Annotated in this window: 15 protein-coding genes; 1 reads left to right on the top strand and 14 read right to left on the bottom strand. The window is 38.4% G+C overall.

The annotated features are described in order from the left end of the window. Positions 1–419: 419 nt before the first annotated feature. The 12 genes from AC21OH_RS02630 to AC21OH_RS02575 form a co-directional block, all read right to left on the bottom strand. On the bottom strand, positions 420–1,952 hold the full coding sequence (locus AC21OH_RS02630) for an ABC transporter permease (protein WP_487371289.1): 1,533 nt from the start codon (positions 1,950–1,952) through the stop codon (positions 420–422). Between the two features lie 260 nt (positions 1,953–2,212). Then, on the bottom strand, positions 2,213–3,370 hold the full coding sequence (locus AC21OH_RS02625) for an extracellular solute-binding protein (protein ID WP_487371288.1): 1,158 nt from the start codon (positions 3,368–3,370) through the stop codon (positions 2,213–2,215). A gap of 214 nt (positions 3,371–3,584) precedes the next feature. Further along, entirely contained in the window at positions 3,585–4,721 is a 1,137-nt protein-coding gene (locus AC21OH_RS02620) for an ABC transporter substrate-binding protein (RefSeq protein ID WP_487371287.1), read from the bottom strand. A 122-nt stretch (positions 4,722–4,843) separates the two neighbouring features. Continuing rightward, a complete protein-coding gene (locus AC21OH_RS02615; RefSeq protein ID WP_487371286.1) occupies positions 4,844–5,560 on the bottom strand; it encodes a 16S rRNA (uracil(1498)-N(3))-methyltransferase in 717 nt (238 codons plus the stop codon). Positions 5,561–5,567: 7 nt separating this feature from the next. Further along, positions 5,568–7,196 carry a 3-deoxy-D-manno-octulosonic acid transferase gene (locus AC21OH_RS02610; RefSeq protein ID WP_487371285.1) on the bottom strand — a complete coding sequence of 543 codons (1,629 nt, stop codon included), beginning with the start codon at positions 7,194–7,196 and terminating at the stop codon, positions 5,568–5,570. Positions 7,197–7,468: 272 nt separating this feature from the next. Next, positions 7,469–9,271, bottom strand: a complete 1,803-nt coding sequence (locus tag AC21OH_RS02605; RefSeq protein ID WP_487371284.1) for a phospholipase D-like domain-containing protein — start codon at positions 9,269–9,271, stop codon at positions 7,469–7,471. A 396-nt stretch (positions 9,272–9,667) separates the two neighbouring features. Beyond that, positions 9,668–10,897, bottom strand: a complete 1,230-nt coding sequence (locus AC21OH_RS02600) for a DNA topoisomerase IB (protein ID WP_487371283.1) — start codon at positions 10,895–10,897, stop codon at positions 9,668–9,670. A 468-nt stretch (positions 10,898–11,365) separates the two neighbouring features. Then, entirely contained in the window at positions 11,366–12,142 is a 777-nt protein-coding gene (locus tag AC21OH_RS02595) for an SDR family NAD(P)-dependent oxidoreductase (protein WP_487371282.1), read from the bottom strand. Between the two features lie 122 nt (positions 12,143–12,264). Then, on the bottom strand, positions 12,265–14,055 hold the full coding sequence (locus tag AC21OH_RS02590) for an AMP-binding protein (RefSeq protein ID WP_487371281.1): 1,791 nt from the start codon (positions 14,053–14,055) through the stop codon (positions 12,265–12,267). A gap of 437 nt (positions 14,056–14,492) precedes the next feature. Continuing rightward, complete coding sequence (locus AC21OH_RS02585) at positions 14,493–14,933, bottom strand: DUF6691 family protein (protein ID WP_487371280.1); 441 nt, start codon at positions 14,931–14,933, stop codon at positions 14,493–14,495. 80 nt (positions 14,934–15,013) lie between these two features. Then, positions 15,014–15,448 carry a YeeE/YedE family protein gene (locus tag AC21OH_RS02580; RefSeq protein ID WP_487371279.1) on the bottom strand — a complete coding sequence of 145 codons (435 nt, stop codon included), beginning with the start codon at positions 15,446–15,448 and terminating at the stop codon, positions 15,014–15,016. Between the two features lie 90 nt (positions 15,449–15,538). Continuing rightward, positions 15,539–15,871: an ArsR/SmtB family transcription factor gene (locus AC21OH_RS02575; RefSeq protein ID WP_487371278.1), complete on the bottom strand. Its 333-nt coding sequence runs from the start codon at positions 15,869–15,871 to the stop codon at positions 15,539–15,541. Between the two features lie 569 nt (positions 15,872–16,440). Between AC21OH_RS02575 and AC21OH_RS02570 the strand changes: the two genes are divergently transcribed. Further along, a complete protein-coding gene (locus AC21OH_RS02570) occupies positions 16,441–18,054 on the top strand; it encodes a DUF2135 domain-containing protein (protein WP_487371169.1) in 1,614 nt (537 codons plus the stop codon). Positions 18,055–18,125: 71 nt separating this feature from the next. Here AC21OH_RS02570 and AC21OH_RS02565 read toward each other — a convergent pair whose 3' ends face one another. Then, positions 18,126–18,713: a YhgN family NAAT transporter gene (locus AC21OH_RS02565; RefSeq protein WP_487371170.1), complete on the bottom strand. Its 588-nt coding sequence runs from the start codon at positions 18,711–18,713 to the stop codon at positions 18,126–18,128. 208 nt (positions 18,714–18,921) lie between these two features. After that, the gene (locus AC21OH_RS02560; RefSeq protein ID WP_487371171.1) at positions 18,922–19,506 is read right to left on the bottom strand and encodes a histidine phosphatase family protein; all 585 of its coding nucleotides are present in this window, start codon (positions 19,504–19,506) and stop codon (positions 18,922–18,924) included. Between the last annotated feature and the right edge of the window lie 36 nt (positions 19,507–19,542).

The following is a 19,542-nucleotide window of genomic DNA, read 5'->3' as shown; positions in this document are numbered from 1 at the left end:
CTTTAAACTTATTAGGGCGTGTAGAACATTCGCAAATTAGCACTGCTGATAGCTAAAATCGTTCCAGACTAGGCTGCCCGAAGCGTATTGGACCTTGACTAGGTTTACAACAACATCTGGGGCGATTTTAGCATCAGCCTCACTCGATCACAGCTCTCGCCTTGCGAACGGCAAAGCAGTGCTTTGCTTAATCCGTCCTCAGGGGCGGGTCTCTTTTTTGCCAATATATTGCGAAATTTTATAGCTTAGAATGACTAAGCGTCTAAAATTTCACTGCATATTGACTAAAAAATAGCCGCCGCCAGTGCCATGGTCGAAAGTTCCACACGCCCTAACTTAATATGTAGACACGTACTTATTTTTAAAGTGCAGATATAAAGTGTGTTTATCACTGTAAATATAGTTGAAGCCAATAGACTCTATAGTTTGTCAGATTGACGAATGAGTAGAATGACAGGGATTAAACCAAGTAAAACAATCGTTAAACTTGGCAATGCTGCTCGTTCATACATACCTTCTGAGGTCATTTCAAACACCCTAACTGCCAACGTATCCCATCCATGACGTCGTGTCATTAATGTAATGGGCATCTCTTTGGTAACTTCCACAAATACCATAATAAGCGCGGTAAACACACCTGGACTTATCACAGGCATGTAGACGTTGCGCCAACGTTTCCAGCGGTTGGTAGTAAGTAGCTGCGCCGCTTGCTCTTGATTGGGTGTTAATCGATTTAATTGACGATCAATAGGCTGAAACCCCACTGTCAAAAAGCGGGTTGTCAATGCTAGTAGCATTACAAGGACACTGCCACTTAATACCTGTGCGTCAGTAATATTATAGGCAATAAACAAGTTATCCACCCACGCAATCGGTATAAATACGCCGACCGCTAATACCGTACCTGGCACCGCATATCCTAAGTTCGCTAAAGACACAATTAACTGATTACTTTTATTGGGATATTGCCTTAAAAGCCATGCCATAACTAGAGTTATTATGGCGATGACCACTGACGTAGTCGCAGCGATTGATAATGTATTAAACAAAAACCCCCAGTAGCGGGTATCTAAATCAATATGATAATTATCTATTACCCAAGCAATTAATTGCAGCATTGGAAACCCAAATGCTAATAAAAATACGATACTACAAGACAGTACCGCAAGCACATTAGGGACTCCGGTTAACTTTTCTCGTTCACGCTGACCTGCACTGGGTAAATAACTTCGCTTTCGTTGCCAATATCGTTCTAAAGATAAAATTATAAAAACAGTAAGAATTAATATAGCCGCTAATTGCGCAGCCGTGGTTAAACTAAAAAATCCGAACCAAGCTTTATAAATCGCGGTAGTAAACGTATTCAAATTGAATACCGAGACCGCACCAAAGTCTGCTAGGGTTTCCATCCACGTTAAAAGTAGTCCGCCAAGAATCCAAGGCATCGCTTGAGGAAGCGCCACTTTAAAAAATGCAGTACGCTTAGTTAATCCTAGCATTTGGCCGGCTTCTAAGGCTCTTTTTCCTTGAGATAAAAATGCTTGGCGCGCAAGTAAATACACGTATGGATAAAATACAAGTGAGAGGATAACCCCTGCACCCCATACACTTCGAATTTGACTAAATGACCATGTGATGCCCATATCTCGTAGTGTGGTTTGTACGACCCCACTATAATCAAATAGACCAACACTCACAAAAGCGAGGACATAGGCAGGTATTGCAAATGGCAACATTAAGGCCCACACGAAAAACCGCTGACCAGTAAATCGGTACATACTTGTCAGCCACGCAAGATAAGTGCCTAAACTACCCGCAATTAGCGTGACCAGTGCTAATATCAATATTGTATTTTTGACAACATCAGGTAGGACATAATCTAAAAGATGCGACCAGACATCGGCCATTGGTTCTAGCCATGATCGCATCACAATGAGTATTGGTATTAACATAAATAGCGAAATTAGCCCAAGGACCAATTTCGCTATTAAGTCACGCTTTATTGTATTTGATTTCATAATACCCTTTTGTAAGGCGTATACATTCTTGAAATGTATACGCCTTAGCAATCGTTATTATTTATCATAAAGTGAATATGAGACTGCTTATTATACCTAATCTAAAAATTAACATATCGATGAAAACCAGTGCAAACGTTACCATCACTAGGTTCGAGTTTGACAATGATAGATCGTTTTCAGATAAGGTATTATTATTCGTATCCTGCACGGTCCATCAACTGAACAGCTTCAGCTTGACGCTTACCAAATACTGTTACATTGATATCGTCTTGTTTAAAGTCGCCCCAAGAATTAAGCATTTCTGACTTATTAATGCCTTCTTTTACAGGGAATTCTTTATCACTGCTAGCATATTCGCCCTGAGCGGTATCAGATGACAGCCATTCGATGACCATACGCGCGCCCTCTGGGTTATCAGCATTTTTTACAATACCAGCACCCGATACGTTCACATGCGTACCGGTAGCTTCTGCACCGTCACCTTGATTTGCCCAGAAAATGTTAACTGGGAAATCTGGATTATCTTCTAAGATACGGCCATAATAATAACTGTTTGCGATACCGACTTCGCACTGACCAGCAGCGATTGCTTCTAGCATTTTAGTATCATTACTAAACACTGGAGCCGCTAAGTTATCTACCCAACCTTTAACGATTTCTTCAGTTTTTTCAGCACCATAATGCTCAATCATACTGGCGACTAAAGATTGATTGTAGACTTTTTTAGAGGTACGTAAACATAATTTACCTTTCCACTTTGGATCAGCAAGATCAGCATAGGTTGATAAGTCTGATGCATCTACTTTAGCTGGATCATAAAAAATGGTACGTGCACGAAGCGATAAGCCTGTCCATAGATCATCTGATGAACGATACTTCTGTGGAACGTTGGTATTAACCACTTCAGAGTTTAAAGGCTGTAGTAGGCCTTGTTCGCCCGCTTGCCACAGGTTACCTGCATCAACAGTTAATAACATATCAGCAGGTGTGTTTGTCGTTTCAGCTTCTAAACGTGCCATTAATGGGCCTGTTTTATCAGTAACCAATTCAACTGGAACCCCAGTTTCAGAAGTAAACTGATCTAACAACGGCTGAATCAACTGTTCATTGCGTGATGAATAGATAGTGACTGGGCCTTTACTTGCCACATCAGTATTTGCAGCCTCAGAACTGACAACTTCGGTTTCGACAGCTTTTGTGGTTTCCGTGTCAACAGGTGCTTCAGCTTCAGTAGTTTCAGTTGTCTGATTACAACCTGTAAGTGCGAATGCACCCATAATTGCTGCACTTAATAATGTGATTTTGGTAGTGCTTAGTTTGCCGGATGTTGCCTCTATTGCGTTACTCATATGGCCCTCATTAGTTATGATAAATCGATGATAATTTTTAATATTGCTGCACTATTAATAGTAAACGGCATAATAATACAAATAATAATAATTATCAATAACAAATGAGAAACGTTCTATATAAAAGTTAATATTTAGAAGTAATTATTAGGGTTTGTCTTCACTTGCAACTTTATAATTAATGCCATTAATTGTCATTAAAAACTAAACGACATCAAATATTATCTTCCAACGCTTCCTCAGACTCAATTTGCGTGGGCTTATACACCCGTTTGTTCTCATAAATGTCATACAAAGGCTTATCATCAGGGTTGAACTGAGTCCAATTAGGACGAATAGCACCTGAGTTAATACTTGGATCTTTAATATTAATAATAGGAAACGTGCTGGTATTGAAGGCTATTAATGCTTGTCCTGTGTCACTAACCAGCCATTCCATAAATCTTAAGGATTGACCCGCCTTAAGACTAGATTTTAGTATACCGGCACTAATGACATCCGTCAGAGTGCCGCGATTAATTTGGTTAGACCAAGTTAGTCTAACGGGTGTTGAAGGATTAGATTTAGCATAGCGCCAGAATATATCACTATTGACCACACCTACATCGCACCGACCTTGTTCAATACTATTTATAACGGCTTGTTCATTTATCGAATACTCTGACACATTGCGGTCTAAATTAGAGAGGATTTTTGCAGTTGGTTTACTCCCTCGATAATGCCACATCATTTTAGCTATCGATTGATTCTCAGGTAGCATTATGTCAGTCATACATAATCGGTTGTGCCATTTATCGTTACTTAACCCTGCATAATTAATCAGCTCAGGTTCGTTGACTTTATTTTTGTTGTAAATAATAGTCCGTGCATAGCTACTTATACCAAACCATTCACCATCGGTATCTTGATATTGCTTTGGCACGGCATCATTTAATTTATTTGAGCCTATGGGCTGAAGTTTATGAGCACTAGCAGCGTTAAAAAGGGTATGTGCACTATGCATGAGTAGCATATCGATATCTTGAGGGATGTTTATACTATCTGATAGCTGCAAATTCGACGTTCTGTCGAGTTTAAATAGCTCAGTATCAAGAGGAACCCATTCAATCTCAAAACCTTCTTGTTCGTAATAAGCATCGCTTATAGGCTTAAGATAGTTTATCTCAATATCTGTTCCAATTCTAATGGGTGCTTGTGCGTTTAGTATCTCCGTGTCTATAGTGTCCGAATTTGTTTGGGTAGCTTGTTTATCACATCCTGCAAGCATGAGTATAGTAACACTTAAAACCAACCACAGTTTATGGGCTATTGACCCATTAGCTTTGTCATCATAATAGAAAACAATTGACATAAAGGCCATCATGTTGGATACCACATTTATAATAAAACTGTGTAAATAATGATAACTTTTAAACATTTATTTGGCCTCTATAACTCTCAACATATAGTTTGGTAAGTACATTATTCAACCAGTTAAAATAGATAGTGACCACACAATGCATTCACAACCGCTTCAGTGCGTAATATCCGGTTTCCTAAAGACACAGCGGTACATCCATTTGCTTCAAATAGCTCAATCTCATAATCTATCCACCCGCCTTCTGCACCTATACAGACTATTTGTGGAAAACTATTGATCTTTTGAGACTGTCCAAAAGAGGTTTGTGCATAAGGATGCGTTACCACACATGTGTGGGTTTGGGTCATCACACTTAGTTCATCTTCGACAAAAGGCTTAAGCCGTTTCTTAAAACTTACTATGGGCTTTACGGTATCGACACTTTGTTGTAAACCTAATTCGATAAACTCATCAACACGATGTAACATGGGGCTTTGCCAATAGCTTTTATCGGTACGGTAACTATTGACTAATATTATATGATCCACACCAATAGCGGTCATATCCATGATTAATCGGCGCAATACTTTAGGTCTTGGTAGCGCCAGAACAACCGTCAAATTAAGCTTGTTTGGTGGAAAATACTGACTGACAAGGTTTGATAAAATGACTTTATCACTATCTATAAATTTTATAGTTGCCGTTCCGATGTTACCCGATACAATGCCAACTTTTACTAAATCCCCTACCTCAAGCTTGAGTACCTTAAGGATATGAGTTATCTGACGCTCATTTGTGATTGTAAACTCTTGACCGAACGTAGCAGTACTTGGTAATAGAATAATATTCATAGGGTAGTTATGATCGTGATTTAACTACAAAGTGGTCTAAATCATCTGCTTGAAGCGACGTTTCTATCGTAGGTTCAAGATCAATTAATAAAGATTCTATCATGGCCAGTTGATTTTGCATGGCGTTGCTTTTTTGAGTTACTAATTGCCATCCAGCATCGCCTGCTTGTTTGGCTAATTCTGGATTTAAAAGCCAGTCACTAACTATCTTAGCAAGTGTTGTCGCAACATCTTTAAGCTGACTTTTATTTCGTTTGCTTTGACGTTTGGATTGACCCGTATTAGGCTCTATCAATCTAAGCGCGCCAGCATCATATAAGGCGCTCACGACTTCATGACAGGATTGAGTATAGCTACCCATAATTATTGGCTTTGCCAAACTTGCCGCTTCAATAGGATTATGTCCTCCTATATTGACTACCGACCCGCCAACAAAAGCCACATCAGATAGGGCGTAACATGCGTTAAGCTCACCCATAGTATCAGCAAGATAAACCTGTGTATCTTTATTTATTTTGTCCCCTTTACTGCGTCGATGTAGCGTCATGCCCGTCGCTGAAATGAGATCTGCAACCTTATCAAATCGCTCAGGATGACGTGGCACCAAAATCAATAACGCGTTATTAAGAGAAGGCATCTTAATGATCGCTTGATGTGCTTCCAATACAACCTGTTCCTCGCCAGCATGGGTACTGCCTGCCACCCAAATTGGTCTATCAAGAGCACTCAAATCTTCAGCAAACTTTTGAGCCGATTCGCTGTCAATCTGATCTGCCCTATTAGAAGGTTTAGACATAAAATGGGACTTTGTTAAGCTCGGCGCAGAGCCCGTAGACCATTTTAAAGAATCCGCACGGCGTATTTTAGGAACAGGGGTGCCCAGTCTACGAAATCGTTTCGCAGTATCGACGTCTTGAGCGATTATCATCGTCAAATTCTGTACCATACTGGTAATGACATCAGTATACTTGGCATAGTTTTGAAAAGACTTTTGAGATAATCTGGCATTAACTAACACAGAAGGAATGCCTAACCTATTGAGGACATTTAGAATGTTCGCCCACAACTCAGTTTCAACAAATAAAGCAATGTCAGGTCTAACGTGGTTTACAAACTTTTCTACCACTGCTTTATCATCCACGGGTACAAATGTGTGTGCCACTTGACCTGTTTGCAAATAAGTAGCAAACAATTCTTCCGCGCGGGCAAAGCCAGTTTGCGTCGTATTAGTAATCCATAACTTTGCACCCTGCTCGAGCATAATCTTTAGCATAGGCGCGATGGTATTGGTCTCACCCAGTGACACTGCATGACACCAAACTGTCTTATCGTAAAACACAGATGACTTATCTAATTGAGTATTTACAGTACCTGTATGAGTATGTGGGAGCGTAGGCGGGTTTGGATATTGACGACCAAACCGTGCGTCAATTTCTTGTTCATAATCAGCGGTAGGCGTGTCTAAGTTTTTACTTTTTTGATGGCGGCGCCATAAAGCAACGCGATATAAAGGCTTTAAAAGCTTTATGAGCAATCGGTAGTAAAAAGGGGGCTTAAGCGCATTTGATGTTTCAGCTACATCAGATAATAGCGCATAAGCAGATTCAGAAGAATTAAGAGAATTTGGCGCGGGCATGTAATAAAATACCTAATAAGGTGCAATGGCTTGCAAATCTAAGACTAATTTTTGTACACAACTAACGCGTAAAGATAGTTTAAACTGTTAAATTTTTATTAGATTTAAGTTGAAGTTCTACTATTTCAGACGATTTAAGTTCAAGCGCTTTATGATTACGCTTTATGTGCTCGTTATTTGTATAGGGATAGGCTATTTTACATTATAAAAAATAGTTTAAATAGTATGGATATAAGATAAGCCAATATTATTCATTTATAGTCAACATTATATTATAGCAAGGGGCTAAATAGCCGAATACTTGAATCGAACAATTTTTTGTAGGTTGGGCGCATCTCCCAGTGTTGTGAATCCAGTATTTCGGATTGGGTTAGATAGGCTTGTTGACAGGTCAACACCTGCTGCACTATTGCAGGAGAATATAACGCTAGACTAACTTCCATATTTAAATAAAAACTGCGCATATCCATGTTAACAGTTCCGAACAGACAGTAATCATCGTCGATAACGACAGTTTTAGCATGCAATAGGCCGCCTTTAAACTGAGCGATGTTAACGCCCGCCTCCATTAATATAGAATAAGAAGCCTGCGACGCGTGTTGGACCAAAAATGAATCAACTTTTTTGGGCAGTATTAATGTAACTTCTACACCCCGTTTGGCGGCTGTGGTTAAGGCAGCTAATAACGCTTCGTCAGGAACAAAGTAAGGGGTCGTAATTTGAATTTTAAAATTTGCTCTATGAAATACGGTAAGTAACGTATTATATATCACGTTTTCTGTGAGCCTAGGGGCAGAGGGTATCAACTGCGCTATGATATTGTGAACCACAGGCATTTGCTTAATCGGCTTTAAATAACCTTGAGACGCTATATCCCCAAATGTTGATGTTGACGTTGACTTGTATATAGATGTTGATGTTGACTTAGACATTGAAGTTGAATGGCTATTTGGTGTTTGAAACTCTTGACCATATTCATCGCTTAGATTTAACGCTGAAATTTGCCGTGCAATATAACCCGGCACCTTATCATTAAGATCGTTAATCGTAGGTTTGGGTCGATACAGCTTGCGTGTATAGGTATTGATGCTCTCATCGATACGCTGACTTAATACTTTTAGATTTTCAGAGCTTTCTGCACCTATGTCCGTAACATTTACTGCAGCCAGCGCGGTTACTACACTAAGTTGTTCTTTACTCTCTATGCGCATGATAAGATCAATCCATTGACCTAGCGCTTTGTCTTGTTTAAAAAACTCTGGATCAACCAGATTAAAGCTACCGGTATAGCCTATATACTCATCTATTACCACTATTTTGCGATGATTACGCAAGTCTGTGCGTTTAAATAACGTTTTAAATAGCCCAACTGGCAACGATTGATGAATAATGACGCCAGAGTGGATTAATTTTTCATACCAATCATCGGTAAAAAAGCTAAAACTGCCGACACTATCTGCAAGTATTTGACACTCTACCCCGCGTTTGGAAGCTTTAATGAGTGCATCAAAGATCTCCTGAACCCGTCCCTTAGGATAGATAATATAAAACTCCATAAGCACCAAACGAGTGGCATTATTTATATCTACAAGCAAGCTATCGATCGTACTGTCTGCTGAGGTTAGCAGTTGCATGGTATGACCATCATAAACCCCAAAACCTGTATCATAAGTTCCAATACGGCTAACCCCCTGATATCGCTCAGGAAGCATATCTTCAACGGTGTCATAAGTGATACCCTCATGATCCGTCAATTGTTTAAGCATCTTCTGCGCCTTGGAGCTTCTTAATTTATAACTTTTACCTAAATAAGGTTCGCCCACTAATATATAGGCAATAATACCAAAAAAAGGAACCACAATAATTAATACCAACCAAGTGATGACAATGCTGGTATTGCGCTGAGTGGATAACACCCTTACAAACATGTAAATTGTTAGAATGATATGGGCTGCGACCCCTAACCATGCCCAGTCCCCCAGCGATATATTTTGCAACCACGACCATATACCCTCAATTGGAATTGAAGTAGTAGCTGCTGCAAGAAACAAGGGATTAGGTAAAATTGGACTCATGAAAAAATGTCAGTTCTCTCTTAAATATTTAGGGCGATATACTAGGGGCTGTTTAGAATTAGTATATTAGTACTGCCGATAGCTATAATTGTTTCAGATTAGTCACAAAGCGGCGGTAATGCCCGAAGCGTATTAGACCTTGGCTAGATTTGCAACAATGTTTGGGTCAATTCTAGCATCAGCCCCTCACTCGAGCATAGCTCTTGCCTTGCGAACGGGTAAAGCAGTACATTGCTCGATACCCGTTATAAGGGACAGGACTATTTTTGCCACTACATTGTAAAATTTTCTAAAAGCTGGTCTAACCTAGATTCAATAAGCATCGAAAATTATACTGCGTACGGCCAAAAAAATAGTCTTAGTCAGTGACATATACTAATTTTAGACTGCCCTTAACTAATCGAACGATTTTAAAAACGCTAATAAAGCTTTTTCATTCAATTGTTGGAATTTACGTGTCCGGCCGACACGTCCTTTTTTATAGCGTTCAATAAAGTTATTTTCTAAAAAGCTGTTTAAAATCATAGGGTGAATATATGACGCTCTACAGACACTGGGCGTATTACCTAAGTCTTGAGCCACCTGTTTGACCACGTCAACTATCAGCTGTTGGCGCGCTTTGCTATTTTTTTTACTCTCTAATATGTCATTTCCTGCTTGCTCATATAAATAATCGGCAGCTAACACCGACGCCATCCATGTTCTAAAATCTTTTGCACTATACTCATGCCCGGTATGGATACGTAGATACTCATTTATATCTTGGCTTTCAACAATTTGTTTTTTACCCTCATTATCAATATATTTAAAAATACGATAACCGGGTAAATCGGAACACGCCCTGACGATATCTATAAGTCGTTCATCTTGAAGCTCTATATGATGCTCTTTGGCACTTTTGCCCACAAAATCAAACGCTAACCCCTCTTCTGTTTCACTGACATGCTTACTTCTTAATGTGCTAAGCCCATAGCTTTTGTTTTTTTTGGCATATCTATCATTTCCAATACGTATTAAGGTGGTTTCTAGTAACTTTACTACTGCAGCGAGTACATTATCACGGCTTAAAAACTCCGATTTTAAATCTGCTTCTATTTGAGCACGTAACGTTGGTAAGTTTTCAGCAAAACCTACTATCGCATCAAACTTTGCCTCATCACGAACCTTATTCCACAGTTCATGATACAGATATTGCTTACGTCCTTTTTCATCTCTGCCCGTACATTGAAGATGACCATCATCATATTTGCATATCCAAACCTCAGACCACATCGGAGGTATCGCTAAAGCATCAAACCGAGCGCGTAAGTTTTTGTCCTTAATCGTCTTACCGTTATAGTCCTTAAAACTAAATCCTTTACCCCAACGTTTTCGCGTATAACCCGGCTCATTATCGCTTACATAACGTAAGTTTGCGCGTTTGGCTAATGCTTCATAATTATGTCGATCTACAGTATCAGACAGCTCATCTAATACCGACTTATTATCGGTATCATTGGCAACTGACTGCTTATTAGACGTCTCATTTTTAAGTTTATTATTATCTTTGTTGTTCTTAGGGGTCTTTTGCTTTGAGCCATTTTTAGAAAGGCTATTTTTATTGGGGCTGTTTTTATTAGTCTGCATTTAAACCTCGAAGGCTAATTATAATCTTGGTATCTTTTATTACATAAGACTTTTTAGAATACATTTAAAAGTTTAAGTGTTATGGTTTCTTATTCTATTAGAAGTCTCTTGCATAACACAGCATTTACGCATAGTAAAACTGTAAAGCCCGGTTACGTAATTCACCGTTATATGTTTTATTGGGCGCACTTACTGTAATAAAACGTCATATATAGTCAAAGAACTTTAAAGTAGTCACAAGGCAACCGAGTGCAAGTACTACTAGGGTAGGCTTAACGAGGTTAACACCGTGACTCTTTATAAGTTCGCCGACTATAGTTGAACCCAAACACGCAACTTATTCTAATTCAAATAAATATGCGTTAACCTTTATATGAATAATTTATGTCAAAAAAAAGCTGCATCTGATAAGACGCAGCTATATTACATTAATCTCAAACACTATAATTTTAGGAAATGCGAATAATGTTAGATCATTCTGATCGCACCATCGAGGCGTATTACTTCGGCATTAAGATAGGCGTTCTCAATGATATGTGCTACTAAATTAGCAAACTCAGCGGGCTGGCCTAAGCGTTTTGGATAAGGTACGCTTGCTTCAAGCTGTGTACGTGCTTTATCTGGAATAGAATCCATCATAGGGGTGGCAAACACTCCAGGCGCTATGGTCATTATTCGAATACCATGTCGTGTCAGCTCACGTGCTAAGGGCAACATCAGACCAACTACCCCAGCTTTTGATGAACCATAACTGGCTTGACCCACTTGACCATCAAACGCAGCAATTGAAGCTGTATTGATGATAATACCTTGGTCTATATTATTAGGACCCCCATTATTCGCCACTTGCTTAGCGATACTTGCAGCTACTAAACGTGCCACATTAAAACTGCCTACCAAATTAACTTGTATGCCTTTGTTAAATTGATCCAAGTCAGCAGGATTATTATCGCGATCAAGCAATTTTTGTACGATTGCAATGCCCGCACAGTTAATACTGCCCGCCAGTGCACCAAATTCATTTTCGACAGTTTCAACAGCGGTTGAAACATCTTCACCGCTAGTCACATCACAGCGTACAAAACGCACAACATCGCCAAGTTCTTTGGCTAAGGCCGCGCCTGTTTCTTCATTTAAATCAGCTATGACAACGTTCGCCCCACGAGATACCAACTCTCTAGTCACCGCTTCACCTAAACCTGAAGCGCCGCCAGTTACGATAAACGTTTTTGATTCAATTTTCATTTATTGTCCTTTTTAGGTTATATTTTAAAGAAGTTAAAAATTAGGGTTTGTTGAATTGATATTATTGAACTATTGAAGAGCTATTAAAGCATCTTAAGTTATTGGCGCAGCAAAAGCGCCTATTAACGCAGTAAAAAACGCTGAACTTTACCACTAGGCGTCTTAGGCAATGCTTCGATAAACTCAATAAATCTTGGATAAGCATGTGCTGATAAGCGTTTGTGTACCAAAGATCTAATCTCATCTTCCAAATCTTTTGTGCCTTCTATACCTGGCATTAATACCACGTATGACTTGATAACATGCCCCCTCATCTCATCTGGCACACCCACTGCCACCGATTCAGCCACTGCCTCATGCTCCATGACGCAGTTTTCTACATCCGTTGGACCTATCCGATAACCTGCAGTGATGATGATATCATCATCGCGTCCTGCAAACCAGAATGTTCCATCTTTATGCCGCTCTACGATATCGCCAGTCAGATAATAATCACCTGAAAAAGACTGCTTTTCATCCCAGCTGTATCCGCTAAAGTAGAATGCAGGGGATTCACTAACAACAATTGCCAGTTGCCCTTGTACCCCATCAGCTACTGGCTCTAACTGATCATTTAATACAATCAGTTTATGCCCTGGCATTGGCACACCCATGCTACCAGTCGGCACATCGTGGGTAAGTGCATGATGCATACAACAGGTCATTCCAGTTTCTGTTTGTCCATATTGATCATACACAGGGCAACCTAAATTATCTTTGACCCAAGTCACAACCTCAGTGTTGAGCGTCTCACCTGCTGAGTTGGCAATTCGTAATGATAATTGGTCAGCAACATTTTCAAATACACCACTCGACTTCATCATTCTAAATGCTGTCGGTGAGGAAGCAACATTGGTTATCTTATGGCGTACTAGAAAATCAAAGGTATTTTGCGCATCAAACCCGGCTTCATTAAAGTAGGTAGTCATGCCCATAAGCAAAGGCCCAGTAATGGCATAATACAATCCATATGCCCACCCAGGATCGGCCATGTTCCAGTAGTTATCTGATTCACACAAATCAATAGCATAACACATGTATAAATAAAAGGTAGGTAGAGCACTTAAAGGAACACTCACGCCTTTAGACTTTCCAACAGTACCCGAGGTAAACATCTGTAAGAAAGGGGCATCGGGTGCGAGATTGATTGGCTCAAATTTTGTATCAAATTGGCTGGCATTTCTCAAATTGGCATTTCTCAAATTGGCATCTTCGTAATCGATATCTTCGTAATCGACATCTGATTGCTTCTCATTCGATTCATTCAACGTATGGTCGTCTGTTACAAACACCATTTTTGGCAAGTTTTTGATATCATCAAATTTTTCGCGGTTTTCAGGATTAGTAAACACCACCTTAGTATCCGCTTTATTCAACCTATATTCGATAGATTCAACACCAAATGCTGTAAACAATGGTTGATAGATAGCACCAATGCGCCAGGTTGCTAATACAATTATTAAAAGCTCTGGCGTACGCGGTAGCATCGTTGCTACTCTGTCACCAGACTGGACCCCATATTGCTGCAACATGTGAGCAACCTGAGCACTTTTATGATCTAAGTCATTAAAACTTAGCTGTGTCACTTTTTCATTGGTATTTTGATGGACGAGCGCGATTTTATCGCCTAATCCATTGCGGACATGTCTACCGCAACATGCCACATAGGCATTTAATGCATCTTCTGGTGTATCTTTGAAAATCTTTTGCACCAATACATCTTGATTGAAGGTTTGATAGAAGGCTTGATAGGCTTGAATGTCACTCGTGTCATTATTTTGACTAAACTGATTATGGTTTTGGTCTTGGCTTTTATATTGAGAGTGTTCTGGAAGCTGACTTAATGAGGTGTTGATAGACGTATCTTGTGACATTTTCTGCTACTCCTTTAGCGAGATACTGTATATGTACTGATTAGAAATACTGATCTATTTAATTAAACAGACCTGAATAAAATCTGAATAAATAACAAAAGATTAAATCCTGTTAATCTTTAATTTATTTTCTAATTTCTATTCCTACTAGGGGCTGTATAGAATTAATTCATGGAACTGGCAAAGGCTATTTTTTAGTCGATATGCAGGTAAATTTTAGCTATCAGCAGTCCTAATTAAGTAATTCTATACAGCCCCTAATTTAGTATATCAATACATTTCATCTCATTCTATATATTTATTACTTTTCAATGATTCAGAGTCTTTTATTATTGATTGTATTAGGACATATTATTATTTTTTAAAACTCTAATAGTATAACGCTTAGATAATTATAAGTAAGAATAATGTTAGCTTTTTGAATCAAGTATTGAACGTTAAGTTTTAATGAGTTTAGCGTGCAACCAAAATCCAGCTAACATGGCTATAACAAATAGAATAGATTCGGTATAACCTGCAAATGCTGTTACCAATGCAGGTGCAGGGCAAAACCCTAACATACCCCAACCGATTCCGAACATCAAACTGCCTATTATAAGTTTTGAATTAATTTTACTGGTCGTAGGCAGGTCAAAGGGAGCACTATTTAATGCTTTTTTGCCTTGATTCTTACGTGATTTAATATAGAAGAAGACTGGCATAGCGACGGCGATACCCCCACCCATAACCAAACCTAATGAAGGATCCCAATTATGAAAAAGTCGTAGAAATCCCAATACTTTCTCAGGATTAACCATCTGAGATACGATGAGCCCTATGGCAAATATAAAACCAGAAATGAAACTAAATGTCAGCGTTAGTCGGTTGTTTGATATCATAACAGGCTCACAAAATGACTATGAGAGAGAAATTAAATAGAAAAAAGAAAGGTAAATATTAAAACTGTAGGCGGGACTGACTAAGTTTGAATCATTGCAAAAAAAGTTGCCGTTAGAATGCCACTTGATAAAAACAGTAAGGTGGCGGTGATTGAGCGTGGCGACAGCCTTGAAATACCACAAATTCCATGTCCGCTTGTGCAGCCTGAACCCAATCTAGTTCTAAAACCGACCAACAGCCCTGCAAGGATAATTTTCCATATAGGTTGGGCCATATTTAATTCGGGAAAGCCGATAAGTAAAGCATAAACCCAAGTTGCTAAGGCCATACCAAATACAAAAAACAATTGCCAACTAGGCTTTGGCAACTGAGTTATAGAGTTCTTTAATATGCCACTCATGCCCATGATATGACCGCTACCTACTATTAAGACAGAGGCTGCAAATCCTATTATAAGACCACCGATTAAAGCGCTCCATGGTGTAAAATTTGCTATATCGATCCATGCGGGCATAAACGCTCCTATTCGAACTAAATAGTATATATTAATATATATTATAATTTTATATATTATAAATCATACCATTTCTAATAAATAGTCATTTTAACTAGGCGCTGTACAAAAACGCTCATACAATACTCTCATCACAGCCAATGCGTCGTCACTTGCGATGCTATAGTAAATTTGTCTGCCCTCCCGGCGGGTATTTACTAAGCCGTTTTCTCTCAAAACACCTAATTGCTGAGACAAACTCGGCTGTTTGATACCTGTAGATATTTCTAAATCTCGAACACAAGCTTCAGATTCAACCAAACTACACAGTAATAATAAACGATTGGAGTGCGAAAGGGATTTAAGTAATTGAGAGGCTTTAGAGGCAGATTCTTTAAGCCCACTTAGTTCTACCTGGTCAACTCTTTGTAATGTGTCAGTCATTAATTGGCCTTCATTTATTGTTATATAAAGTTGTCATCTCTTTAGATGCAGTTTGTTCTCAAGTATTTTTGAATATATCAGAATTTCATCATATGCAAATAAATACTTTGTTTATTCATTTTAGATATAATTAATAAGTCTGATTGTAATATACTTTAATATCAAGCGTTTAGATTCTATTAATTTAAAAAATCAATGATAAAAGTTTATTTGCTTAAATACCCTTTGTTTATCAATGATTACCGTAGTAATATTAATTGTATTAAATGCTTCAATATAAATATTGTATTTATGACTTTTATCTTTATTGGTTTAGATTATCTAAAATAAATAAGAATTTTTTAAAATATATATACTATTTTTATCGTTCTTACCTTTGGGCTGAATGGTGTCTTATGCACTTAGGGTATTTAATATCATATTAAAACGATTTATTTTAAAGTTTAAGTTTAAGTAGCGTATTTATCTGTTCTGAATCTTTTAATAAATCTTATATTAGTTCCTAATTTTTTTTAGAACTAACTCACCTCTTTTTTTATTTATATTTATCTACTTAGAAGGCACTGTTCATGAAATATATTCATTTAGCTCCTTTTACCAAAACTCTTTTAGTTGCTTTAACCTCAACTATATTACTTACAGCTTGTGGCGACGATTCAGATAATTCATCAAATGGTTCTGAAGTTATCGTTACCAATAGCTTAATAGGTACGCTTGTTGACGAACAAAGCCTACTGCCTATTGCAAATGCAACCATCATAGCTGATGGGATGCAATATACGACAAATGATAATGGTCAATTCGAAATTCAAGGTGTTAATGCTGGAGATGTTATTTTATTAACAGTGACTGCTGAGGGTTACCCAGAGCGTAGCTATGCAACAACCATAGCTGGTAATCAATCACTTGAAGTAGAGTATAGAATTAGTAATGACTCGACCGTAGCCAATACCACATTGCCTGCGAGTTCCGAAATCGTTGTCTATGTCCCAGAAAATGGTGCCGAAGTTGTTATTCCTGCTAATGCGCTGGTTCGTACCGATGGAGAGCCAATCGTTGGAGAGGTGACAGTTACGATAGATGCGGTAACGCCTAGCGTAGACCCAGAAGAAATGCCAGGCGGTTATGAGATCGTAGATGGCGGTTTTATGGAAAGCTTTGGCGCCCTTATCATATCTGCGATTGATGAAGATGGAAACGAATTAGAGCTTCAACAAGGTAATATAGCGTCTATTGTTATCCCAGTTTCAACACGTAGTAATCTTGATCAATTGCACGAACAAATGCCCTTATTTTATTATGATATTCAACTTGGTGGCTGGATTGAGAATGGTGTCGCTGATTTAGTTGTACTGGATGATAATAGTCAAGCGTATACATCAGAGGTAGACACCATCGGTGCATGGAATGTTGATGAAGAGATGCAAACTGTTGATATTACAGGGTGTGTTGAAGATACAAATGGCAATCGTATCTCTGGCGCCATTGTTAAAGGTGATGGCATAAACTATTCTTCGATCACAACAGCTTATACGGATGCACAAGGTGACTTTATACTTCCAGCGCGCCAAACGGGTGAGCTATATGTATATTCCCAATTACAAAATTATAATTCTAATGCGGTAACAGTTACTACAGAAGGATCTAATTATTCGTTAGGTCAAAGTTGTCTGGTTATTAGCACAGATGATAATAGTCTATCTGTACGATTAACTTGGGGAGAAAAACCCGCTGATGTTGACTCACACATAGTAACGCCGTCTGGTGAACATATATATTATGAGAATCCTGGAAATTTATTTCAAGCTCCGTTCGTTAATTTAGACGTGGATGATATAGATAGTTATGGTCCCGAATTTATTACTGTCCGTCAATTAATGGTAGGGCGATATAAATATGGTGTCAATAATTTTTCAGGAACTTATAATCCTGGTCTCAAGAATTCACCGATCAATGTGTTATTAGAAGGCCCAACCCTTAGGTCACGTACCCTAGTTCCTTCAGTTGAAGACAATGCAACCAATTTATATAGCTTCTGGCATGCTTTTGATCTTATTGTGGACGAATCATGCAATATCTCTTTTGAATCCGTAGACCAATGGTTATCTACTGAGCAAGAGATGTCTGAATTTGTGAATACAACGGCTACTGATCCAGAGTATTGCACCGTACCAATGCTATAACTTCTAATCATTTGTAGGCTTAAATGAATCAAACCTCCAATATGGAGGTTTGTTTTATTTAAAACTATAATTTATTGCAAAAAAGATGAGAAACCATTTAATAGCATCTGTACAGAGATTGAGATCAAAATCATCCCCATTAATCTTTCTATGGCTTTTAACCCCCTATTACCCAATATACTATATAGCTTGGTTGAGAAAAACAGGATTATTGAAGTAACAAACCATGCTAAGAATAGTGCCATCAACGCTTTCGGAATACTCTGAGGGTTCTTCTCTGTTAACAATATTAGTGTCGCTAAAATGGATGGACCTGCTATTAATGGAATGGCTAAAGGCACAAGGAAGGGTTCACCATCAATATCATCATCACTCATAACCCCACCTGGCTGTGGGAAGATCATGCGTATTGCAATAATCATCATCACAAGCCCGCCACCAATGGCAACAGCCTCCGTACTTAACCCTAAGGTATGCAGAATACTACCGCCTGCAAATAAAAACAGTACCATCACACCAAGTGCCAGTAAGAGCTCTCTAATAATAATAAATTTACGTCTTTGTTCAGGAGCCTTATCTAGGACGCTTAGAAATATGGGAATATTGCCCAAGGGATCCATAATTAAAAATAATGTCAAAGCTGTGGCAAATATCTCCATAAATCCTCAAAAATTAAATGACTAATAAATTATAGATATTGTTTGAGGGCATTATAACTTAAATTTATTTTAGAAAGTTTTTAATGTTTGGGTGATCTAATTTTTGATAGTGTAGATATTAATATTTTAAATTAATCTATTATTAGAGTCCGTATTATGTATTTATAGCTATTGAAGATATTACTCGCGCGCTTTCTTTCTCGCTTTTTTAATTGAGTTCCTTCTTGTTTTCTTTTTCACTCTCTTTACTGCTGAATTCAAGCTCACATCGTTGTCGGTATTTAATAGGTTTTGGCCAATCGCTTGCAAGCTTAGGTGCTTCTAGGCCCATTGATATCATCTTGACCGATGTAATCCAGCCTGCATGACTGATGGCTAACACGTTAGGCTCATTGAGCCTTTCACTTACCCATTTATCCACTCTATTAAAAAGTTGTTGCAAACTTTCACCGTCGTGAGGGGCGAAATTTAAAAAATCATGACACCACCTATCAATTTGGAGTTTATTTATATCAGACCAGTGCTTCCCTTCCCATTCACCAAAATTTATTTCCGCCAACCTTGAATCTTCATGGCATTCAAAACCTCTTTTTTCAAGCATTTCACCAACTTTTTTCGAGCGATCCAAATGGCTAACCCATACGACTTTAGGAAGCTGGTGCTTCTTTACAAAGCTATGTATCTGATTGGCAAGTCTTTTAATTTTTCGTGAGTCGACACTTATATTAGTCTGACCGTAACAAACGCCAATTTTATATTTAGGCTTGGAATGCCGCCAGACATATAACCTCATGCTTAACTCTCTTTTTATCATCTAACTGCGCGATAG

The sequence above is a fragment of the Psychrobacter sp. CX10 genome (assembly GCF_057621575.2).
Note: the sequence above shows the minus strand (reverse complement) of the source record. Positions and strands in the feature narration are given on the sequence as shown.